The organism is Clostridium sp. OS1-26 (genome assembly GCF_030915445.1).
GTDB lineage: Bacteria > Bacillota > Clostridia > Clostridiales > Clostridiaceae > Clostridium_AM.
The window spans coordinates 2,819,509-2,841,610 of the sequence record NZ_CP133264.1; the positions used below are offsets into that span (position 1 = coordinate 2,819,509).

General features: G+C 31.9%; 23 protein-coding genes. 20 read left to right on the forward strand and 3 right to left on the reverse strand.

Annotated elements, in window-relative coordinates; all coding sequences use genetic code 11:
* Positions 1-108: 108 nt before the first annotated feature.
* On the reverse strand, positions 109-1,017 hold the full coding sequence (locus tag RCG18_RS13715; RefSeq protein WP_308041815.1) for a DMT family transporter: 909 nt from the start codon (positions 1,015-1,017) through the stop codon (positions 109-111).
* Positions 1,018-1,131: 114 nt separating this feature from the next.
* Between RCG18_RS13715 and RCG18_RS13720 the strand changes: the two genes are divergently transcribed.
* Positions 1,132-2,496 (forward strand): PLP-dependent aminotransferase family protein, encoded by a 1,365-nt coding sequence (locus RCG18_RS13720; protein ID WP_308041816.1) that lies wholly within the window; start codon positions 1,132-1,134, stop codon positions 2,494-2,496.
* A 23-nt stretch (positions 2,497-2,519) separates the two neighbouring features.
* Here the strand turns inward: RCG18_RS13720 and RCG18_RS13725 are convergent, their stop codons facing one another.
* Both RCG18_RS13725 and RCG18_RS13730 read right to left on the reverse strand, forming a co-directional pair.
* Positions 2,520-3,422 (reverse strand): DMT family transporter, encoded by a 903-nt coding sequence (locus RCG18_RS13725; protein WP_308042027.1) that lies wholly within the window; start codon positions 3,420-3,422, stop codon positions 2,520-2,522.
* 226 nt (positions 3,423-3,648) lie between these two features.
* Positions 3,649-4,203: a helix-turn-helix domain-containing protein gene (locus RCG18_RS13730; protein WP_308041817.1), complete on the reverse strand. Its 555-nt coding sequence runs from the start codon at positions 4,201-4,203 to the stop codon at positions 3,649-3,651.
* A 293-nt stretch (positions 4,204-4,496) separates the two neighbouring features.
* On the opposite strand from RCG18_RS13730, the gene dsdA reads away from it, so the two are divergent.
* From dsdA to eutH, 19 genes are all read left to right on the forward strand, one after another.
* On the forward strand, positions 4,497-5,870 hold the full coding sequence (gene dsdA, locus RCG18_RS13735) for a D-serine ammonia-lyase (protein WP_308041818.1): 1,374 nt from the start codon (positions 4,497-4,499) through the stop codon (positions 5,868-5,870).
* Between the two features lie 313 nt (positions 5,871-6,183).
* Positions 6,184-7,353 (forward strand): 1-propanol dehydrogenase PduQ, encoded by a 1,170-nt coding sequence (locus tag RCG18_RS13740; protein WP_308041819.1) that lies wholly within the window; start codon positions 6,184-6,186, stop codon positions 7,351-7,353.
* A 137-nt stretch (positions 7,354-7,490) separates the two neighbouring features.
* Positions 7,491-7,880 (forward strand): BMC domain-containing protein, encoded by a 390-nt coding sequence (locus RCG18_RS13745; protein ID WP_308041820.1) that lies wholly within the window; start codon positions 7,491-7,493, stop codon positions 7,878-7,880.
* A gap of 11 nt (positions 7,881-7,891) precedes the next feature.
* Complete coding sequence (locus RCG18_RS13750) at positions 7,892-8,332, forward strand: EutP/PduV family microcompartment system protein (protein WP_308041821.1); 441 nt, start codon at positions 7,892-7,894, stop codon at positions 8,330-8,332.
* A gap of 47 nt (positions 8,333-8,379) precedes the next feature.
* Positions 8,380-8,958, forward strand: a complete 579-nt coding sequence (locus RCG18_RS13755; RefSeq protein ID WP_308041822.1) for a response regulator — start codon at positions 8,380-8,382, stop codon at positions 8,956-8,958.
* Positions 8,959-8,991: 33 nt separating this feature from the next.
* Positions 8,992-10,398, forward strand: a complete 1,407-nt coding sequence (locus RCG18_RS13760) for a sensor histidine kinase (protein WP_308041823.1) — start codon at positions 8,992-8,994, stop codon at positions 10,396-10,398.
* Positions 10,399-10,528: 130 nt separating this feature from the next.
* Positions 10,529-11,962: an ethanolamine ammonia-lyase reactivating factor EutA gene (eutA, locus tag RCG18_RS13765; RefSeq protein ID WP_308041824.1), complete on the forward strand. Its 1,434-nt coding sequence runs from the start codon at positions 10,529-10,531 to the stop codon at positions 11,960-11,962.
* 22 nt (positions 11,963-11,984) lie between these two features.
* A complete protein-coding gene (locus RCG18_RS13770; protein WP_308041825.1) occupies positions 11,985-13,352 on the forward strand; it encodes an ethanolamine ammonia-lyase subunit EutB in 1,368 nt (455 codons plus the stop codon).
* A gap of 14 nt (positions 13,353-13,366) precedes the next feature.
* Complete coding sequence (gene eutC / locus RCG18_RS13775) at positions 13,367-14,248, forward strand: ethanolamine ammonia-lyase subunit EutC (RefSeq protein ID WP_308041826.1); 882 nt, start codon at positions 13,367-13,369, stop codon at positions 14,246-14,248.
* A gap of 18 nt (positions 14,249-14,266) precedes the next feature.
* On the forward strand, positions 14,267-14,923 hold the full coding sequence (eutL, locus tag RCG18_RS13780) for an ethanolamine utilization microcompartment protein EutL (RefSeq protein WP_308041827.1): 657 nt from the start codon (positions 14,267-14,269) through the stop codon (positions 14,921-14,923).
* A 15-nt stretch (positions 14,924-14,938) separates the two neighbouring features.
* Positions 14,939-15,610: a BMC domain-containing protein gene (locus RCG18_RS13785; RefSeq protein ID WP_308041828.1), complete on the forward strand. Its 672-nt coding sequence runs from the start codon at positions 14,939-14,941 to the stop codon at positions 15,608-15,610.
* The gene (locus tag RCG18_RS13790) at positions 15,607-17,073 is read left to right on the forward strand and encodes an acetaldehyde dehydrogenase (acetylating) (RefSeq protein ID WP_308041829.1); all 1,467 of its coding nucleotides are present in this window, start codon (positions 15,607-15,609) and stop codon (positions 17,071-17,073) included. Before RCG18_RS13785 ends, RCG18_RS13790 begins: the two co-directional genes overlap by 4 nt.
* 49 nt (positions 17,074-17,122) lie before the next feature.
* Positions 17,123-17,407: an ethanolamine utilization microcompartment protein EutM gene (gene eutM, locus RCG18_RS13795; protein ID WP_178910162.1), complete on the forward strand. Its 285-nt coding sequence runs from the start codon at positions 17,123-17,125 to the stop codon at positions 17,405-17,407.
* A 106-nt stretch (positions 17,408-17,513) separates the two neighbouring features.
* A complete protein-coding gene (locus RCG18_RS13800; protein ID WP_308041830.1) occupies positions 17,514-18,266 on the forward strand; it encodes a cobalamin adenosyltransferase in 753 nt (250 codons plus the stop codon).
* Positions 18,267-18,288: 22 nt separating this feature from the next.
* Complete coding sequence (eutD, locus tag RCG18_RS13805; RefSeq protein ID WP_308042028.1) at positions 18,289-18,915, forward strand: ethanolamine utilization phosphate acetyltransferase EutD; 627 nt, start codon at positions 18,289-18,291, stop codon at positions 18,913-18,915.
* Positions 18,916-18,928: 13 nt separating this feature from the next.
* The gene (gene eutJ / locus RCG18_RS13810) at positions 18,929-19,756 is read left to right on the forward strand and encodes an ethanolamine utilization protein EutJ (protein ID WP_308041831.1); all 828 of its coding nucleotides are present in this window, start codon (positions 18,929-18,931) and stop codon (positions 19,754-19,756) included.
* 26 nt (positions 19,757-19,782) lie between these two features.
* Positions 19,783-20,502, forward strand: coding sequence for a hypothetical protein (locus tag RCG18_RS13815; RefSeq protein ID WP_308041832.1), 720 nt, complete (start codon positions 19,783-19,785; stop codon positions 20,500-20,502).
* A 28-nt stretch (positions 20,503-20,530) separates the two neighbouring features.
* Complete coding sequence (locus RCG18_RS13820; protein ID WP_308041833.1) at positions 20,531-20,800, forward strand: EutN/CcmL family microcompartment protein; 270 nt, start codon at positions 20,531-20,533, stop codon at positions 20,798-20,800.
* Positions 20,801-20,901: 101 nt separating this feature from the next.
* Positions 20,902-22,017 (forward strand): ethanolamine utilization protein EutH, encoded by a 1,116-nt coding sequence (gene eutH, locus RCG18_RS13825; RefSeq protein WP_308041834.1) that lies wholly within the window; start codon positions 20,902-20,904, stop codon positions 22,015-22,017.
* Positions 22,018-22,102 lie beyond the last annotated feature (85 nt).

Here is a 22,102-nt window from a genome sequence, read left to right on the forward strand (position 1 = left end):
TAACTTTCTAACCGGTATTTAATAGTATCAACTTAGATAATATTAAATGCCGGTTCTTTTTTAAACTTTAAAGAGAATCTTTAGAAATTTTTTCTTTGGAATCATTTTTTAAGATTTTTTATCTAAAAAATTCGTTCCAATTATTCCAGCAATAATCATCACTGCTCCAATTATATGATAATAATATAAACGCTCATTTAGGAATATAACTCCAGCAAGCATGGTTATTAGTGTAGATAGATTACTAAATACGCTCATCTTAGATGCTTCTATTTGGGACAAAGTATAATTTGATAACAATGATGTTACAAGTGAAGATAATATACCTAAATAAAGTACTGAAATTACAAATAATGGACTAACAAATGGCTTAAAATAAACATTAAGAGTGCCTCTAAGACCATGATCCACAATAGATATTAAATTAAAACTTAGAAAACCTATAAAGGTCATCATATAAGTTAAATCCGCTATTTTATATTTTTTGGTTATTTTCCTTGCTAGTACATTATAACCAGCTGAAGCAAGTGCTGATAAAATAATTAATATAGCTCCTATAAAGCTAGCAGATTTTAAATTTAAACCCTTCATAAGAAAGATGTAAATCACTCCAGATACAGATAAAATCAGTGATACCTTTTGTAGTCTGCTAGAATACTCCTTTAAAAAAAATGTTGCTAGAATCATCGTAAAAATTGGAATAGTCGCTTGAATAATTCCAGCTTCTGAAGATGAAATATATACTAATCCAAAGGCCTGAAAAGCGAAAAATAAAGTTGGGTAAAACAATGAAATTGGTAATATAGGAAGTATATCTTTAAAAGTTATATCCAACTTTATCCATCCAAATACAATAGGGATAGAAGCGACAAGAAAAGATATTGTAAATCTATGTGCAAGGATATTTAGTGGATCTGTAACAGTTAAAGCTAGTTTTACGAATAAAAATGAGAACCCTATAATAAGTGCATATAGAGAAGCAGCAAAATAGGCATTCTTTTTATTTACATTTTTCATTTTAATATTCCTCCATAATTATAACTTTATATATCTATGTTAGTAGATAAAACATTATGATACAATAAAAATAAAATCGATCTATACCGGTACAATAGTTCAAAGGAGTAAGTTATGTATAAATATTTAGCAGTATCAAATGAGATTGAAAACATGATAAAAAGTGGTAGATATAAAGAAGGGGAAAGAATTCCTTCTATTCGAAGTTTAACTCAAAATTACAATTGTAATAAAAGTACGGTTATTAGTGCGCTGAGTGAATTGGAGAGAAAACACATAGTTTACTCTCTTCCCAAAAGTGGATACTATGTTGTGACAAGAAAACCCAACTTAATCAAAGGTGAGAAGCTTATATTGAATTTTTCATCTTCCGCTCCAGATCCAGAGGTGTTTCCATACATAGATTTTCAGCATTGCATTAACCAAGCAATTGATATATATAAAAATGATTTGTTTATATATGGAACACCTAAAGGGTTATCTTCTTTAATAGATGTTATACAAAAACAATTGGCTAACTATCAGGTGTTTACCAATAAGAAAAATATTTTTATTACATCTGGCGTTCAGCAAGCATTATCAATTTTAGCAGCAATACCTTTTCCAAATAATAAAGAAACTATACTAATTGAGCAACCTGGTTATCATTTGTTTATAGATTATCTAGAAACACATAAAGTGCCAGTAGTGGGTATAGAAAGAACCAGTGAAGGAATTGATATGTTAGAATTAGAGAGAATATTTAAATCAGAGAACATTAAATTTTTTTACACTATGCCAAGATATCATAATCCTTTAGGAACTTCATATTCACAAGAAAAAAAGAAGAAGATTTTAGAACTTGCAAAGAAATATGATGTATATATTGTAGAAGATGATTATTTATCTGATTTTGAACAGAATTTGAAAGCTGATCCAATATTCTCATATGATAGTTCTTCCTATGTTATATATCTAAAAAGCTATTCAAAAATTATTTTCCCAGGATTAAGGATTGGTATTGCAGTCATTCCTGAAAGCATTATTGAAAGATTTAGCAAATATAAAAGTGTTCTTGATATAGATAGTTCAATGCTTTCTCAAGCAGCATTAGAAATCTACATTAAAAGTGGTATGTTTGAAAGACATAAGGAAAAAATTAAAGCCTCCTATCTTTTAAGAGCAAAATGTTTAACTTCTTTATTGGAAAAGAAAATTGATAGTTGTAACCATATTTATAAGTACAGTCCTTTGAAAAATATATGTATTCATACATATATAGAACTAGATAAAGAAATATCTTGTGAAAAACTTATAAATAGATTAAAAAAGAAATCAATTATAGTTGACACAGCAGATAACAATTATTTGAGCTCATTTCCAATAAAGAAATCAATACTAAAAATAAATGTTTCAAATGTGGCAGAAGACTATATTGATGAAGGAATTAATGAAATAATTCAGGAGATTGAGTGTTTAAGTAGAAAGAACTTTGTCTAAAGTACGAAACAATTGAAAATTGACTATGATTGCTTTGGAGAAAATTTGATCTGTGATGCTAGTATTCCTCCAAGTATAAGAATACAACCTATATATCCTCTGCTGCTCATAGTCTCTCCAAGTATAAGTGCACCGCCTATAGCACCAAATACTGATTCCATACTTAGAATGATGGCTGTGTGAGAGGGCTTTGCATTCTTTTGAGCTACTACTTGAAGGGTATATGCTACACCAACGGATAAAATACCACTATAAAGTATTGGAATTAAAGCATCTAATATACTGCACATGGTAATCTGTTCGAATATTAAAGCTGTTATCAGGCTTAACAATGAACATGTTGCAAATTGAATACATGATAATTTCAAAGGTTCAATCTTATTAGAAAAATAATCTATTGTTAAAATGTGTATGGCCCAGAACACTGATCCTATAAGCTCAAGTAAGTCGCCATAGCTGATACTAAAATTTTCATTTATGCTTAGGAGGTAGAGACCAACAACTGCAAGTCCTACTCCTATCCATGAATTTTTCCCAATTTTATGTCCTAAAAATATTCCGATAATTGGTACAATGACCATATAAAGCCCTGTAATAAAACCTGCTTTTCCGGCAGTTGTATATATAAGTCCAATTTGCTGTAGAGTTGCACCTGCATAAAGAGCAATACCAACCAATACACCAGGTAGAATTGTTTTCTCAAAGGATACTTCTATAGTACTCTCATCATCGCTAGTGGTTTTTTTTCTTTTATTAAAATAAATAAGTAAGGGTATGAGGGAAATGTTTCCAATGGCAAATCTTATTCCATTAAAGGTAAAGGCGCCTATAGATTGAGAGCCTACTCTTTGTGCAACGAATCCCAATCCCCATATAGCTGCAGTGAGCAATAAGAGTATATTAGCACCTAATCTTTTATTATTCAGCTTAATCATCTCCTTTCATATGTAGCAGTATTTTTTATTGAGAATGAATTTAATTAATGAATTTTGTATAGTATTATATTTATATATTGTTGCATCTTAAACTATTCATATATATCTTCATTTTAGGCGGATATTTATTATTTTTATGAGTTGAATTGAAGAGTTTAAATATAAATTCAAGAATTAAAAAATGTGATGACAATAAAACTGTCACCACATTCTTATACTAAAATGATGGCGGAGTAATAGCAAAGACAATTGCTGCATTCTCCTTATATGAGTTTTCCCACTTATGTTTCATCCCCCTAGGAATACGAATGCTATCTCCAGTGTCTAATACAATAATATTGCTATCTATATAAAGATTTAGCTTTCCTTCTAAAACAAAAACTACTTCTTCTCCTTCATGCTCCATTAACTCTTCAGAGGAATGAGAATTAGGAGTTAACTTCATAAGCGCAAATTCAATTGCTCCACTTAGATCTGGTGACAATAATTCATAGGCTATATCTTTATTTTCTGGTAATATCATTTTTTTACGTTTATCAGACCTTACTACTAACTCCTTAGTATTCAAAGGTGTGACGAAAAAGGCAAATAGTGGAACTTCTAAAATTTTAGCAATAACTTTTAGCGTATTTAAAGAGGGATTTGCTAATCCTCTTTCAATCTGGCTTAATAAAGAAGGGGTTACATTAGCTAATTTTGCTAAATCTCTTATACTCAAATTTTTTGCTTTTCGATACTCTGATATTTTTTCACCAACGTTTATATCATCCATACATTGTTCTCCTTCTTATATAGGTTATTTTATATAAACAGAATGCTTTATACATTTAATAATAAATATAATTATTTATTATAACATAATACTTTAATGTTTTGTAAAGCTGTGTTTAATATAATTTAATTATGTTAAATAAAACTTGACTAAAATAAATGGCATTGTTAAACTATATTTAACAATATTAAATTAGAATGAAATAATTTGTATATAATATCTATATACAAAATTATTTTATAAAGTAAATTTTTCTAAGAAAACGTTTGATATAAAAGAAAGAGGTGTATTGTATGAGTGAAAAAGTAGTACAAGGAAAAACTTTAGAGCAGTGGAAAGAAGAATACCCTTTAATGGACAAAATTATTTGCACAGAAGAAGTGTTTTGGACTAACCCTAAGTATGGAAAGTTTGAAGATGCTATAAAAAAGATTCCTTTATCAGAAGCAGATGTAAAAGATGCAGAAGAAAGACTAAAAAGATTTGCGCCATATATAGCTAAGGTTTTTCCAGAGACACAAAAAACAAATGGAATTATAGAATCTCCTATTGCTAAGATTCCTAATATGCAAAGAAAAATAGAGGAAATGTTTAATCAAGAAATTTTAGGACAACTGTTACTAAAATGCGATAGTCATCTTGCTATTTCAGGATCAATTAAAGCAAGAGGCGGTATTTATGAAGTTTTAAAGCATGCAGAAGATTTAGCTATTGAAAAGGGCATGTTAACTTTAGAAGATGATTATTCAATTTTAGATAGTGATAAATTTAGAGAATTCTTTTCTAAGTATTCTATCGCAGTTGGATCAACTGGAAATCTAGGTCTTAGCATTGGTATAATGAGTGCCCAACTAGGCTTTAAAGTTTTTGTTCATATGTCAGCTGATGCAAAACAATGGAAAAAGGATCTTCTTAGAAGTAAGGGAGTCACAGTAGTTGAGTATGAGTCAGATTACAGTAAAGCAGTAGAAGAAGGTAGAAAACAAGCAGATGCAGATCCAAACATGTATTTTGTTGATGATGAAAATTCAACTAACTTATTTTTAGGATATGCAGTTGCAGCCTATAGATTAAAAAATCAATTAGAGGAAATGAATGTAGTTGTAGATGAAGAGCATCCACTATTTGCTTATCTTCCATGCGGAGTTGGAGGTGGACCTGGTGGAGTAGCCTTTGGTTTAAAATTAATATTTAAGAATAATGTACACTGCTTCTTCGCAGAACCAACACATTCTCCATGTATGGTTATAGGCTTGATGACAGACATGCATGATAAGGTGTGCGTTCAAGACTTTGGAATAGACAATATTACGGCAGCAGATGGACTTGCTGTTGGAAGAGCTTCAGGCTTTGTAGGAAAGACACTACAAGAGCTAATGAGCGGGTCTTATACAGCAAAAGACGAAAAATTATATGTGCTTTTAAGTACACTAATAGAATCAGAAAATATCTATCTAGAGCCTTCTGCTTTAGCTGGTATACCTGGACCAATTGATTTATTTAAAACTGAAGCTGGACAAAAGTATATAGAAAATAACAACCTAAAAGACAAAATGAAAAATGCTTCACATATTGCTTGGGCTACAGGTGGAAGCATGGTTCCAAAGGATGTAATGGAAGCTTACTATAGAAAGGGATTTGAGTTATCAACTCAAATAATGAAATAAAGTAAGCATAGGGTTCCACCACCGAAAGTTAACTTATCCCCGGGCCATGTTTCCAAGCTTCAGCTCTGGAAACATAGCCATTTGTATAAGTTAACTTTCTGATTGATTTCACTATAGGATATATAAGTGTATTGACAAAGGATAGTTTACGTAATAATATATTAGATAAATAAACATATAATTTAATATAGAGTTGTGCACAAAGATGTGCATGTTTATGTGAGTAATGAAGCTCCTTAAGATTTTCTTAAGGGGCTTTTTATATTTTTTTTTAACTATCAAAAATAAGAATTTCAGAATAGGAAGTGATTAAATGAGTACTTTTAATGTAGGACCCAAAGTCTATTTTGGGACAGGAGAACTTAAAAAGTTAAGAGAAATAAACTGTAAAAAAGCATTTGTTGTAACAGATCCATTTATGGTGACCTCAGGATTTATTAATAAGGTAACTGAGCATTTAGAGGCTTCAGATATTAATTATGAAATTTTTTCTGAAATAGTTCCAGATCCACCTATTGAAGTAGTTGCTAAAGGAATTAAAGCTATGGATAAATATAATCCAGATGTACTAATTACGATGGGCGGAGGTTCAGCGATAGATGCTGCTAAAGCTATAATTCATTTTAGAACTTTAATTAAAAAAGGCTTAGATAAGGGAAATGAAGCTAAAAAAACAATATTTATTGCAATACCAACCACCAGTGGAACAGGGTCTGAGGTTACCTCATTTTCTGTTATTACAGACAAAAAGCTTAATATGAAGTATCCATTAGTTGAAGAAGAAATGATACCGGATATAGCAATTTTAGATGCAGAGCTTGTAAAGTCTGTTCCGAAACCGATTACTGCAGATACTGGAATAGATGTATTGACTCATGGTATTGAAGCGTATGTTTCTAAAAATGCTACAGACTATACTGATGCATTAGCTGAAAAGAGCATTAAACTTGTATTTAAATATTTGCAAAGAGCTTATAAAGATGGTAGTGACATGGAAGCAAGGGAAAAAATGCATAATGCTTCATGTATAGCTGGACTTGCTTTTACTAATGCTTCTCTTGGAATAAATCACAGTATGGCACACATACTAGGTGGAAGGTTCCATATTTCTCATGGAAAAGCAAATGCAATAGTATTACCACATGTAATAGAATATAATGCGAATATAAAGTTTAGTTCAAAAAGGGAATATACTAACGCTGCTGTTAAGTATGCAGAAATATCTAAGTTTTTGGGACTAACTACTTCAAATAACGTTAGTGATGGCGTTAAGGCATTGATCAGTGGAGTTAAAAGCTTAATTAAAAGCGTTGGAATTGTAGATAAAATTAAAGATTTAAATATTAATGAAACTGAATTTGAAAAAAACTTAGGCGATATTTGTGATATAGCGCTTAAAGATGGATGTACCTCAACTAATCCTAGAGAGGTATGTAAGGAAGATTTAATTCAGTTATTTAGAAAAACTTATAGTGGTAAGTAGTTTTTTTACAGAATAAATAAAGTATTGACAATTTTCCTTTTTATTTATATAATTAGGACATAAATGTATAAGTTATAAATGTTGTTCAACGGCGAGCAATATAAATTGAGTAATGGAGCTCTTATAAATCACACTATATGTGTTTTTTTAAGAGCTTTTTATTTCGTATTGGAGTGTTAAAATTGGAAGAAAAACAAAGAGTAATTCAAGAATATGTTCCGGGAAAACAAGTAACATTAGCTCATTTAATTGCTCATCCGAATAAGGCTGTATATAAAAAGTTAGGATTATCAGATGAGTATACTGAGGCTATAGGAATTTTAACTATAACGCCTAGTGAGGCTGCTATAATAGCATCTGATGTAGCAACTAAGGTAGCTGACGTAAAAATAGGCTTTGTAGACAGATTTAGTGGATCTCTTGTAATTGTAGGTGACGTTTCTAGCGTTGAAGTTGCATTAACAGAGGTTTTAAATATGCTCAGTACAGTGCTAGACTTTACTACAGCCAAGATAACTAAATCATAGGAGGAATACCGTTGAAGAAGATAATGCTAATTGGACAAGTTGGCAGTGGAAAAACAAGTTTAACTCAAGCACTAAATAATGAAAAAGTAGAATATAAAAAAACTCAAGCAATGGAATATAGTAATCTAGTTATAGATACTCCAGGAGAGTATATTGAAAATAGAATTTACTATAATGCATTGATTACAGAAGCTGTAGATGCAGATATTATTGGTCTTATACAGCCATGTAATAAAGAATTAAGTATTTTTCCGCCTGGCTTTGGAAGCATTTTTTCAAAACCTGTTATTGGAATAATAACTAAGATGGATTTATGTGTTGAAGATAAAGATATTAAAACTTCAGAGGAATATTTAATAGAAGCAGGTGCGGAAGAGATATTTAAAGTAAGTGTTATTGAAAATCTAGGAATAGAAAACATAAAAAGTTATTTACATTGGAATAATAGTTAATAAATATTGTTCTGATTTGATTATTATTTCCAAAGAGGGGTGTAAACATGAGTAAAAAAATTGTAATAGCCGATGATGAACCTATTACAAGGATGGACATTAGAGAAATGTTAGAAGAAGCTGGCTACGTTGTTGTAGGAGAAGCTTCAGATGGTTTTGATGCTATTGAAGTATGTAAGAAACATTTACCTAATATCGTAATCATGGATATAAAAATGCCACTATTAGATGGAATAAATGCTTCAAAAATAATCATTCAAGAAGGACTAGCAGATGGTATTATTCTTCTAAGCGCTTATAGTGATACAAACTTTGTTGAGAAAGCAAAGGATGCAGGAGTAATTGGATATTTAGTAAAACCATTAGATAATAAATCACTTATACCTGCGATAGAAGTAGCTATGGCTAAATCAAATGAACTAAAAGAAATGAAAAATAACATGATAAGTATAGAAAAAAAACTTGAAGCAAGAAAAGTAATTGAAAAAGCTAAAGGTATATTAATGACTCAACATGGAATATCAGAAGAAGAGGCTTTTTCAATGATTAGAAACTTGAGTATGAAGAAAAGAGTAACCATGAAAGATATAGCGGGAATAATAATCATGAGCAAAGATGGAATTTAATTTTACAAATAATAAGACAATGTAGGTAATAATATGAGTGAAATAAGAGAGTTGTGCTTAAAGCACACATGTTTAAATGATAAAGATATCGAAATTATTGAGAATATAGCTAGGACTATTCAATTAATTGCAGATTCTGCTGGTGGTGATGTTTTTATAGACTGCCCAACTACTCATAAGGATGCGGCTATTGTGGTAGCTGAGGCAAAGCCTACAAATAAAGCATCCTTGTACAAGCAAAAAGTAGTTGGAAAACTAGCCATAAGAGAAAATGAACCTGCAGTTATCAGAGCAATTGATATTGGAATACCTGGAAGAGATATAAAGGGAATAACTCAAGAGCATATTAAAGTAAAGCAAAGTGTTGAACCTATAAGAAATAGTGATAATAAAACTATAGGTATACTTATAATAGAAAAAGATGTAACTGAAAATTTAAACAATGATAGAAAGATGGAAATATTAGCAGAAGCAAATGAAGAGCTAACTACTCAAATTGAAAAGAAATATTACAAGGAAAGTGATATAACCTACTATATTAATGAAGCTATATTAATATTTGATGAAAGTGGAATATTAAAATTTAAAAATCCAGGAGCAGACTTACTTTATAGTAAACTTGGATATAAAGAAGATATAATAGGTATGAACTTTTCTAATTTATCCTTAGATAAAATTTATTTTAAGGATATTCTTTTAAATAATTGCATTGATGTATATGAACTTGAGGTGGGAGAAATGTGCCTACAAGTAAAATATATAGTTCAAAGCAATAAAGCTTTAAATTTGGTTGTACTAATTAGAGATATTACTGATATGAAGCAAAAGGAAAAGGAATTGATATTAAAATCTGTAGTTATAAAAGAAATTCATCATAGGGTTAAGAATAATCTTCAAACCATTGCGAGTCTTTTGAGACTTCAATCTAGAAGAATTAAAAATGAAGAATTTCTAAATGCAATGAATGAAAGTATCAATAGAGTACTTAGCATTGCAGCAACTCATGAGATTCTAGCAAAGCAAGGAATTGATGAGGTTAATATAAAAGAAGTAATTAATAAAATAAAATCCAGTATAGTAAGCTTTGAAAAAAACGATGATGTCAATTTGAAAATTAATATTACTGGTGATGATTTCACAGTAAGCTCAGATAAAGCTACATCAACAGCACTGGTAGTAAATGAACTCCTTCAAAACTCTATTAAACATGCTTTTAAAGATAGAAAGGAAGGAGAAATTACCATAAATATAGAACAGGGAAATAGCTATTCTACTATATCAATTATTGATAATGGAGTTGGATTTGATACTGATAAGGTTTCAACAAACAGTTTAGGATTGATGATAGTAAGAAGTTTAGTTAAGGATAAATTAGACGGTAATTTAAATATATATTCAAATAGTCAAGGTACAAAAGTAGTATTTGATTTTAAAATTTAATAATAAGTACAAAGTTGTGCTTAGAAGTGGCAATGGAGCCCAGAGTATGTATTTTTAAGTAGTTATGAATAGCTATTTAAAAATACATATTCTGGGCTTTTATATTTGACATATGAAAAGAGGTGAGAAAATGCGAGAAAAAATATTGAGTGTAGGAATAGATATTGGAACATCAACTACGCAATTAGTATTTAGTAACATAACAATTGAAAATACAGCAAGCAGTTTTACTATACCTAGAATTAAGATTGTAGATAAAGAGCTTATTTATAGGAGTAGTATTCATTTTACCCCTCTTACCACACAAACCAAAATTGATGGAAATAAAGTTAGAGAGATTATAGAAATAGAATACAAAAGGGCTGGTGTTACTCCAAAGGACGTAAAAACAGGAGCAGTTATTATAACTGGAGAAACTGCCAGAAAAGAAAATGCAAACGAGGTATTGCAAAATCTTAGTGGTTTTGCAGGGGATTTTGTTGTAGCAACAGCAGGGCCTGATCTTGAATCTATCATTGCAGGTAGAGGAGCAGGAGCAGATAAAGTTTCTGATGAAAAAAATGCGTATGTTGTAAATATTGATATAGGTGGTGGAACATCTAATCTAGCATTATTCAAAAATGGGGAGCTTGTAGATACGGGATGTTTAGATATAGGTGGAAGGCTTATAAAGATTGATAAAGATACTAAGAAAATTTACTATATATATCCTAAAATAAAAAAATTAGCAGAAAGTATAGGAGTCAAAATTGAAGTTGGTGATACTGCTGATATAGATAAAATAAGGAAAGTTGCTGGAGCAATGACCAAAATTCTAGAAGAATCTGTTTCAGTAAAAGCAAGAACTCCAATATATGAAGAGCTATTAACCAATAAAGGCATTAAAGATGGATATAACATAGAATACATTACTTTTTCTGGTGGAGTAGCTGACTATGTATACAATGAAGATTACTTAGATCCATTCAAATATGGAGATATAGGGGTAATTTTAGGAGAAGAAATAGCTAAATCAGATTTGGTTAAAAAATTAAAGGTTAAATCTGCTATAGAAACTATTAGAGCCACAGTAGTTGGAGCTGGTTCTCATACTACGGATATAAGCGGCAGTACTATAACCTATACAGATGATGTATTCCCAATAAAAAATTTACCTATATTAAAGCTGACAGCTGAAGATGAAGCTGGGGGATTTGATTCAATAGAAAAAAGTATAAGAGAAAAACTTAAGTGGTTTAACTTGGAGAATGAAAGTCAGCAAGTAGCTGTGGCAATAAAAGCCTTTAAAAGTCCAAGCTTTGAGGATATTCAAATGCTCGCAAGAGCTTTAATAAATGGAATGACTGAACTCTTAAAAAAGGGATACCCAATTTTTATTATTGTTGAAAACGATATAGCGAAAGTTTTAGGACAAACCATATATCGTCAGTTAAATAAGAGCAGCATTGTAGTCTGTATCGACAGTATAAAGGTTGAAAATGGTGATTACATTGATATTGGAAAACCATTAGTTAATGGAAAAGTTGTTCCAGTAGTAATAAAAACACTAGTCTTTAATTCTTAATTTTAATAAAGGAGTGAATAGCGTGATACTAAAAACAAAATTATTTGGCAAAGTATATCAATTTAAAGATGTTAAAGAAGTATTAGCAAAGGCTAATGAAGAAAAATCAGGGGATAATTTAGCTGGAATTGGAGCTGAAAATGCTCAAGAAAGGGTTGCTGCTAAAGTTGTATTAAGTAATTTAACTGTTGCAGATTTAAGAAACAATCCAGTAGTTCCATATGAAATGGATGAAGTTACAAGAATAATTCAGGATGCTGTTAATGAAAAAATCTATGGTGAAATAAAAAACTGGACAATCTCCGAACTTAGAGAGTGGATCTTAAATGAAAAAACTACAGGCGCAGATATAAGAAGAATAAGCAGAGGATTAACAAGTGAAGTTATCGCTGGAGTTGCTAAATTAATGTCTAATCTAGACTTAGTTTATGGAGCTAGCAAAATTAAAGTTACAGCTCATGCTAACACAACTATTGGAGAAGTAGGAAGGTTATCTGCAAGATTGCAACCAAATCACCCAACAGATGATGTAGATGGAATTTTAGCGTCATTATTAGAAGGTTTAACTTATGGTATAGGTGATGCTGTTATAGGATTAAATCCAGTTGATGACACTGTAGGAAGTGTATCAAAAGTTTTAAAGAAATTTGAAGAAATAAAACAAAAATATGAAATACCAACTCAAAATTGTGTGCTTGCTCATGTAACTACACAAATGGAAGCAATAAAACAAGGTGCACCTACAGACTTAATATTCCAAAGTATAGCAGGTTCTGAAAAAGGAAATGCAGCTTTCGGAATCACTGGAGATTTAATTGAAGAAGCAAGACAGCTTGCATTAACTCAAGGTACAGCAGCAGGTCCAAATGTTATGTACTTTGAAACAGGACAAGGATCAGAGTTATCTTCAGATGCACATCATGGTGCTGACCAGGTTACTATGGAAGCAAGATGCTATGGTTTTGCTAAGAAGTATCAACCATTTATAGTAAATACTGTTGTTGGATTTATAGGACCAGAGTATTTATATGATAACAAACAGGTTATTAGAGCAGGCCTTGAAGATCACTTCATGGGTAAATTAACAGGACTTCCAATGGGCTGTGATGCTTGTTATACAAATCATATGAAGGCAGATCAAAATGATATAGAAAACTTAGCAATACTACTTGGTACTGCAGGATGTACTTATTTTATGGGAATTCCTCATGGTGATGACATAATGCTTAACTATCAATGCACAGGTTTCCACGAAACTGCTGCATTAAGAGAACTTCTAGGTAAAAGACCAATAGCTGAATTTGAAGCATGGCTTGAGAAGTGGGGCTTCATGGAAAATGGAAGACTAACAGGAAAAGCAGGCGATGGATCTGTATTTCTTAAGAAATAAGAGGGGGTAGAAGAATGTTTTCAGAAAATGATTTAAAGAAACTAGTAGAACAAGTTTTAGTAGAAATGACAACAAAACAAGAAGTAACTACTGCTTCAGAAAATAATATAGAAAAAAATACTACAGTTGATACAAATGGAATGATTCCAGATATAACTGAGATTGATATAAAAACTACTCTTTTAGTTGATGATCCAACTGACAGAGAAGGATATTTAAAAATGAAAAAACATACTCCAGCAAGAATTGGTATTGGTAGAACTGGAGCAAGATACAAAACTGAGACAATGCTTAGATTTAGAGCAGACCATGCATCAGCCCAAGATTCAGTTTTTACAGATGTTAATGAAGATATATTAAAAGAAATGAACTTAGTAACAGTTCAAACTAATTGTACATCTAAAGATGAGTTTATCACAAGACCAGACCTTGGAAGACAAATATCTAAGGAAGAATTAGCTAAATTAAGCTCCTTTAAGAGAAATCCACAAGTTCAAGTATATGTATCAGATGGATTAAGTTCAAAAGCTATAGAAGCTAATGTTAAAGATATTATACCAGCTTTAATGCAAGGTCTAGAAGGATATGGAATAACAGCTGGAACACCATTCTACGTAAAATTTGGAAGAGTTGGAGCTATGGATGTTATTTCTGAGGAACTAGGTTCTGATGTAACCTGTGTATTGATAGGAGAAAGACCAGGTCTTGTTACAGCAGAAAGTATGAGTGCTTATATAACATACAAAGGAACAGTTGGAATGCCTGAATCAAGAAGAACTGTTGTATCAAACATTCATAAGGGTGGTACACCTTCTGTTGAAGCAGGTGCGTATATTGCAGATATCATTAAATTAATGCTTGAGAAAAAAGCAAGTGGATTAGATTTAAAACTATAATTTAGGAGGAATAATCAAATGAAAAACGATCAACTTCGTCCAACGGTATTAAGCGTTAAAATAATTCCTAATGTTAATGCTGATATGGTAAAGCAATTAGAGTTAAAGTCAGAACACAAAAGTATAGGTATCATTACTGCAGACTGTGATGATGTAACATACACGGCTTTAGATGAGGCTACAAAGGCGGCAGATGTTGAAGTAGTGTATGGAAGATCCTTATATGGTGGAGCAGCAAATGCAAACACCAAACTTGCTGGAGAAGTTATTGGAATAATTGCAGGTCCAAGTCCAGCAGAAGTTAGAAGTGGATTAAATGCAGCAGTAGATTTTATAGAAAGTGGAGTTGCTACTTTCTATAGTGCAAATGATGACGATAGTATAGCTTATTATGCGCAGTGTATATCAAGAACAGGATCATACCTTTCTAAAACAGCTGGAATTGAAGAAGGAGAAGCTTTAGCATACTTAATAGCACCACCAATGGAAGCTATATATGGATTAGATGCAGCAATGAAGGCCGCAGCTGTTGAACTTAAAGCTTTCTTTGGACCACCATCAGAAACAAACTTTGGTGGAGGATTATTAACAGGAAGCCAATCAGCATGTAAAGCAGCATGTGATGCCTTTGCAGCAGCAGTTAAGTTTGTAGCAGAAAACCCTACTGATTATTAATACTAGGTAATATATATGAAACAATCCACACTAGGATTAATTGAAACTTATGGTTTTATCGGAGCTGTTGAAGCTCTTGATGTAGCCGCAAAAGCTGCAAATGTTGAACTGGTAAGCTGTGAATTTGTTAAAGGCGGTATTGTCACCATAATAATTACTGGTGAAGTGGCTTCTGTTAAGGCATCAGTCGAAGCTGCTGCTATAGCAGTAGAAAAATTAGGAGTACTTCGTAGTACTCATGTCATAGCTAGAGCTTATGACGAAGTACGGGACATACTTCAAGATGTAAAAAGCTCTGACCTAGTTAAAGAAGATGAGGTAAATGAAACTGAGGTAGGCTTAACTGAAATAGAAGATAGTGTGAATGAAACTGAGGTAAACTTAACTGAAATAGACTTAAGTGAAGAATTTAAAGATAAAACAGAATTACTAAATAGTAATGATGAAGTAATAAAAGAAGAATTTGAAGAAGAAAAAAATAGTGAAGAAGTAACGGATGAAAAGATTAAAGAGAATGCTAAAATCTATACAACACGTGAAGAGCTTGAAGGTATGAAGGTAACAGAACTTAGAACTATAGCAAGAGGACTTCAAAATATACCTTTAACTAAAAAACAAATTAAGTTTTCTAAGAAAGAGCAACTTATTGAAGAAATACTTAAGAACAATAGGAGGCAAGATAAGTGACAAGTTTAGATAAAGATTTAATGTCAATACAAGAAACTAGAAACCTTATTATGAGTGCTAAAAAAGCCCAAGAAATATATAAAACTTTTTCACAAGAGAAAGTTGATGCAATTGTTAAGGCTGTTGCTGCAGCTGCTGAGAAGGAAGCAAGTAGACTTGCTAAGATGGCTTTTGAAGAAACAGGTTTTGGGAAATGGGAAGACAAAATAGTTAAGAACACTTTCGCTAGTAAAGTGGTCTATGAAAAAATAAAGGATATGAAAACTATAGGAATAGTTAGGGAAGAAAAGGTTGGTAAATACTTTGAAGTGGCTGTCCCTGTAGGAGTGGTTGCAGCATTAATTCCTTCAACTAACCCAACATCAACTACTATATATAAAACTTTAATCTCCCTAAAATCAGGAAATGGAATAGTAGTTTCACCTCACCCAAATGCAAAAAACTGTATCATCGAAACTGCTAATATATTAAAAGAAGCAGCGGTTAATGCAGGAGCGCCAGAGGGACTAATAGGATGTATAACTATACCATCTCTAGAGGCTACTAATATATTAATGAAACATAGAGATACAGCATTAATTCTTGCAACTGGTGGAGAAGCTATGGTTAAAGCTGCTTACAGCTCAGGAACTCCAGCTATAGGAGTAGGGCCAGGAAATGGACCTGCATTTATAGACAAGTCTGCTAATGTTTCCCTAGCAGTTAAGAGAATTTTAGATAGTAAAACCTTTGATAATGGAGTGATTTGTGCTTCAGAGCAATCAATAGTAGTTGAAAGCTCAATGAAAGAAATTGTTATAAATGAACTTAAAAAACAAGGAGCATATTTCCTAAATGAAGAAGAATCACAAAAGTTAGGAAACTTTATTTTAAGAGCTAATGGAACAATGAATCCACAAATAGTTGGTAAAAGTGTTGAAGCATTAGCTTCAATGGCTAAATTAAATGTTCCAAAGGGAGCTAGAGTTTTAATATCAGAGCAAACTACAGTTGGCAAAAACAACCCATATTCTAGAGAAAAGCTCACTCCAATATTGGCATTCTATACTGTAGAGAGTGTAGAGGATGGAATTAAGCTTTGCACAGAAATATTGATGAATGAAGGAAAAGGTCATACATTAGTAATTCATAGCGAAGATGAAAATATAGTTAGAGAGTTTGGACTTAGAATTCCAGTTTCAAGATTGTTAGTTAATACACCAGGAGCCTTAGGCGGAATTGGTGCTTCAACTAATCTTGTTCCAGCACTTACATTAGGCTGTGGTGCAGTAGGAGGAAGTTCAACTTCAGATAATATAGGACCTATGAATTTATTAAATATAAAAAGAGTAGCTTATGGTGTTAAAGAGCTTGAAGAACTAAAGGGAAGTGAAGTTGTACAACCTACAGCTCAAATTCCTGAAGAATATCTAGAGCTTATCATTAGCAAAGTAGTTGAAAAATTAGCATTAATTAATAAATAAAACAAATATAAAAAAATAATTATAGTGTAAATTTGAGGAGGATAATAAAATGGCAAACATGAACGCATTAGGAATGATCGAAACTAAAGGATTAGTAGGAGCAATTGAAGCAGCAGACGCAATGGTTAAAGCTGCAAACGTAACATTAATAGGAAAGGAGCAAGTTGGTGGCGGATTAGTTACTGTAATGGTAAGAGGAGATGTTGGTGCTGTTAAAGCTGCTACAGATGCAGGAGCTGCTGCTGCTGAAAGAGTTGGAGAATTAATATCTGTACATGTTATTCCAAGACCACACGGTGAAGTTGAAGTTATACTTCCTAAATCTAATTTATAATCAATAAAAAACTTAGAATTGTTAAAGACTTGTAGTGTAATTTAATGTTCTTATCTTGCACTACAAGTTCAATTATATCAAATACATCTTTAAAGGATGTGAGAGTGTGAGTGTTTTAACGGAAAGCACATTAAGAGATAAACTTAGAAATACAAATGTAACTGAGTATGAAGTAGAAAAAGGGGTAATTGTTACTCCGTCAGCAAGGCAATATTTACAAGATAAAAACATTAAGTTAGTTTACAAAAATGAAAAATCTAAGGAAGTAAATAATCAGAATATTCAAAGCGAGATTAAGGCCTTTATACCTAAATATGTACATGTGAATGGTGGAGTTTTTGAAAAGAAGCCGGAACATATGACACAGCTTAAAGATAATAAGTTAGTAGCTAAAGACCATAAAAGGATTATATTTAGAGGTAAAATAGATAGTCTTCAAAGTAAAATATTAGAAGTTCAAGTTCAGTGTAAAAATATCAATGAAATTAAGGTATTAAAGGAACTTGAAGAAGTGCTAGGTTATGTAAGAAAGATACTAGAAGCAGAAGTCCTAGAAAAAGAATTTAATTTAGATATTTTAATTGGATTAAGCAGTGATGAATTAAGAGCCTACTCACATAACCCTAAAAAGCATCTAAATACAGAGCATATATTTTATCCAAGTATTGATATGGGACCAATAGTTATTTGGCTTAATGCTTTAAGAGCTGTAAGTAGAGAAGTAGAAATTTCTGCATATCAAGCTTTTAAAAATGAAGAAAATGAGTCAACTAGAGAAGATATAGCCTTGGCATTGAATAGATTAAGTAGTTGTTTTTATATAATGATGTGTAAGTATATGGCTGGTAAGTACAAGTAAGAGGTGAAAGTTAGTGAATACAATGGAAGAAAGTCTTAATTATATAGTAAATGAAGTAGTAAAAAGATTACAAAGTGAAGACGAAGGTATATTAGTTGAAGCTTCAGGCCGTCATGTTCATCTTTCAAAAGAGTCTGTTGAGATGTTATTTGGAAAGGAATATAAGTTAACTAAAAAAAGAGAACTATCCCAACCAGGACAATATCTATGTGATGAAAAGGTTATGATTATAGGACCTAAGGGAACTATACAAAACATTTCAGTTTTAGGACCGGAAAGAGAAGAAACTCAAATAGAACTATCTAAAACTGATGCTGTATCAATAGGCATAAAAGCACCAGTTAAGATGTCCGGAGATATTGAAAATAGTGGTTCCGTAATTATAGCTACTCAAAATGCAGCCATAAAGCTTGATAAGGGAGTAATAGTTGCTAAAAGACATATACATATAACTCCCGAAGATGCTAAAAAATATGGAGTTTCAAACAATGAAGAGGTTAGTGTAAAAGTTATTGGAGAAAGAGGAGTAATTTTTACTAATGTAGCGGTAAGGGTCAGCGACAAGTTTGAGACAGTAGTGCATTTAGATTATGATGAAGCAAATGCCTGTGGATTTGTTAAAGGAATGAAGGCTACTATAATTAAATAGAAAGGACAAGACTATGAAAAATTTCAATAAAGTAGATGAGCTTATACTAGCGGTGGAAAAAACTATAAATAATCCTGTAAAAGTTAATAGAGACTCAGATTTATTTGTAGGTGTAGACCTTGGTACTGCTTATATCGTAGTTGTTGTTTTAGATAAAGATAAAAAACCAATAGCCTGCGAAATGGAGTTTGCTCAAGTTGTAAGGGATGGACTGGTAGTTGATTATATAGGAGCTACAAATATTGTTAGAAAACTTAAAGCAAATATTGAAAGAAAAATAGGAGTTGAGCTTACTAAAGCAGCTATAGCTATTCCACCTGGTACAGATGAAAGGGATGTAAAGACTCATAACTATGTAGTAGAGGGAGCCGGCATGGAAGTAGTAGCAGTTTTGGATGAACCTACTGCAGCAAATGCAGTGCTTGAAATTGAAAATGGTGTTGTAGTAGATGTAGGTGGAGGAACCACAGGCCTTTCTATAATTAAAGATGGTGAAGTTGTATATACTGCGGATGAAGCCACAGGAGGAACTCAGCTCTCTCTTGTAGTTGCAGGTGCATATGGAATATCTTTTGAAGAGGGAGAGAAGCGTAAAAAAGATCCTAAATATTATAATGAAGTTTTTCCTATGGTAACTCCTGTAGTGCAAAAGATTGCATCTATTATAAAATCTCATATAAAAGAGTTTGATATAGATAAAATTTACTTAGTTGGAGGAACTTGTTGCCTGAAAAACATTGAACAAATAATAAAAAAAGAAACAGGTATAGAGACAATTAAACCCGCTAATCCATTTTTAGTTACTCCAGTAGGAATAGCAATTAATTGCTGCAAAAGTTAATTGCGTAAGTAAAAGGGGAAGGTAGTATGAATAATGAACAATTAGTTGAACTTATAACAAAAGAAGTTATAAATAAACTAAAAACTATGTTAATGGATAAAAACATGACTGCTAAAAAAAGAGTTTTAATATTAGAACCTAAAGAAACTTTATGCAGTGAGTTAACTTTATCACTAGAAAAAAACAATTATGTAGTAGACTGCATAGATAATATGGGAGATTTAAGTTCCTATGAAGGTATAATTCTCCAAAATGTAAAAAATGGTGAGCTTGCAAATTTAGCTCATGGTATAGAAGGTTCAATTAAAGAAAAAGTAGCCATCCAAGCTATATTTAATGGAAATAAGCTATATTTAATGGAAAAGGATATAGAGTATAAGAAGTTTGAAGGAACCTCTAATAGATTATTCTTTAATATGTTTAAGGAATATGAAGATAAATTAATGTCTTATGGTATAGAGTTCGTTGGACTAAAAGAACTAATAGACTCTCTTAATAATAACCCCATTTGTTTAGAGAAACCTACCTGCAAAACTTCAGTAAAGAATAATATTGAGACAGCAGAGGTTAAAGAGAATAAAGAAACTTATATAGATTTAACCAAGAAAAAACTAGTGTCTGAAGTTGAATTAAGAACTATCTTTAATCAGGGAATTAAAGAAGTGCTAGTTTCTAAAAAATCTATAATTACTCCGTTAGCTATGGACTTTGCCAGAGTTAATAGACTTAAAATAAACAAAGAATAAGAAATATAGGAGAAGGAAGGATAGAATAATGATAGTTGGAGAAGTGATAGGCAACTTATGGGCTACAAGGAAAGATGAAAATCTTAGTGGGTTTAAGTTTTTAGTAGTTAGGGTATTAGACTATAAAGGGGAAAAAACTGATAAAATGATAGTTGCAGTAGATAGTGTTGGAGCAGGAATTAGCGATCAAGTGCTAATTGCATCCGGAAGTTCTGCTAGAGTAACTTTAGGGGATAGAAAAGTACCAGTAGATGCAACTATCGTTGGTATTGTTGATTCACTAGAACTACAAGATTAAACTATAATTCCATCTCCTAAGGCATATGAAAGAAAATAATAAGTTAAAAATGCCTAATATAGATATTGTAAAAAATTTAATATGAAAAGAGGATAGACCATATGAGTATAAATGAAATTATAATATATATCATGGTAATATTCATGGTAATAGGTGTAATAGATAAGATTCTGGGAAATAAATTTGGATACGGTGAAAAGTTTGAAGAAGGAGTTATGGCTATGGGATCCTTAACCCTTGCCATGGTCGGAATTATATCACTTTCACCAGTTTTAGCTAATGTTTTAAAACCGATAGTAGTTCCAGTATATACAGCACTAGGTGCAGATCCATCAATGTTCGCAACTACATTGCTTGCATGTGATATGGGTGGATACCAGTTGGCACAGCAACTTGCAGTAGATAAAAGTATAGCTCCTTTTGCAGGGTTAGTATTAGGTGGAATGATGGGACCTACAATAGTATTTACTATTCCAGTAGCTCTTGGAATAATAGAAAAAAAAGATCAGAAATATCTAGCTAAAGGAGTTTTAGCTGGAATGATTACAATCCCAATAGGATGTTTTGTGGGTGGATTGGTAGCAGGATTATCGCCAATAGTAATATTAAAAAACCTAACTCCAATTATTATATTCGCAATATTAATAGCACTAGGACTGAAATTTGCACAAGAAAAAATGATAAAGGGATTTACCTATTTCGGAAAATTTGTTACCGCTATTATAACAGTTGGGCTTGCAGCAATAATTATTGAAACACTCACTGGAATAGTTGTTATCCCAGGAATGGCTCCAATTAGCACAGGAATTAAAATTGTTGGAGACATAACAATAGTTCTTGCAGGAGCATATCCACTAGTTCACTTTATAACAAAAGTATTTTCAAAACCATTAATGAAGCTTGGTTCATTACTAGGTATGGGAGAAGTAGCAGCAGCGGGTATGATAGCTACTCTTGCTAATAATATTCCGATGTTTGGTATGATGAAAGATATGGACGAAAGAGGAAAAATCATCAACGTTGCTTTTGCAGTAAGTGCTGCCTTTGTATTTGGAGACCATCTAGGTTTTGCAGCAGGGGTTAACAGAGACATGATAACAGCAATGATAGTTGGTAAGCTAGTTGGAGGAGCTACAGCAATAGTAGTAGCTTGCCTCATTGCACCTAAAGCAGAGACAGCTAAATTAGACAATTTAGCTGCTGAGAGTAACGCTTAAACTTATTGTCAAATGATTCCTCCGACGAAGGTAGAGTTTGCTTATGACGAATACCTCTATCAAGAGGATAAAACTAATTATAGAG

Coding starts and splice junctions, on each gene's coding strand:
- RCG18_RS13745 (WP_308041820.1), top strand. CDS start 7,491: ATGTGTTTTTTTAAGAGCTTTTTATTTCGTATTGGAGTGTTAAAATTG.
- RCG18_RS13720 (WP_308041816.1), top strand. CDS start 1,132: ATGTATAAATATTTAGCAGTATCAAATGAGATTGAAAACATGATAAAA.
- RCG18_RS13760 (WP_308041823.1), top strand. CDS start 8,992: ATGAGTGAAATAAGAGAGTTGTGCTTAAAGCACACATGTTTAAATGAT.
- eutJ (WP_308041831.1), top strand. CDS start 18,929: ATGAAAAATTTCAATAAAGTAGATGAGCTTATACTAGCGGTGGAAAAA.
- RCG18_RS13815 (WP_308041832.1), top strand. CDS start 19,783: ATGAATAATGAACAATTAGTTGAACTTATAACAAAAGAAGTTATAAAT.
- RCG18_RS13755 (WP_308041822.1), top strand. CDS start 8,380: ATGAGTAAAAAAATTGTAATAGCCGATGATGAACCTATTACAAGGATG.
- eutL (WP_308041827.1), top strand. CDS start 14,267: ATGAAAAACGATCAACTTCGTCCAACGGTATTAAGCGTTAAAATAATT.
- RCG18_RS13740 (WP_308041819.1), top strand. CDS start 6,184: ATGAGTACTTTTAATGTAGGACCCAAAGTCTATTTTGGGACAGGAGAA.
- RCG18_RS13730 (WP_308041817.1), bottom strand. CDS start 4,203: ATGGATGATATAAACGTTGGTGAAAAAATATCAGAGTATCGAAAAGCA.
- eutD (WP_308042028.1), top strand. CDS start 18,289: ATGGAAGAAAGTCTTAATTATATAGTAAATGAAGTAGTAAAAAGATTA.
- eutA (WP_308041824.1), top strand. CDS start 10,529: ATGCGAGAAAAAATATTGAGTGTAGGAATAGATATTGGAACATCAACT.
- RCG18_RS13785 (WP_308041828.1), top strand. CDS start 14,939: ATGAAACAATCCACACTAGGATTAATTGAAACTTATGGTTTTATCGGA.
- RCG18_RS13715 (WP_308041815.1), bottom strand. CDS start 1,017: ATGAAAAATGTAAATAAAAAGAATGCCTATTTTGCTGCTTCTCTATAT.
- eutC (WP_308041826.1), top strand. CDS start 13,367: ATGTTTTCAGAAAATGATTTAAAGAAACTAGTAGAACAAGTTTTAGTA.
- RCG18_RS13820 (WP_308041833.1), top strand. CDS start 20,531: ATGATAGTTGGAGAAGTGATAGGCAACTTATGGGCTACAAGGAAAGAT.
- dsdA (WP_308041818.1), top strand. CDS start 4,497: ATGAGTGAAAAAGTAGTACAAGGAAAAACTTTAGAGCAGTGGAAAGAA.
- eutH (WP_308041834.1), top strand. CDS start 20,902: ATGAGTATAAATGAAATTATAATATATATCATGGTAATATTCATGGTA.
- eutM (WP_178910162.1), top strand. CDS start 17,123: ATGGCAAACATGAACGCATTAGGAATGATCGAAACTAAAGGATTAGTA.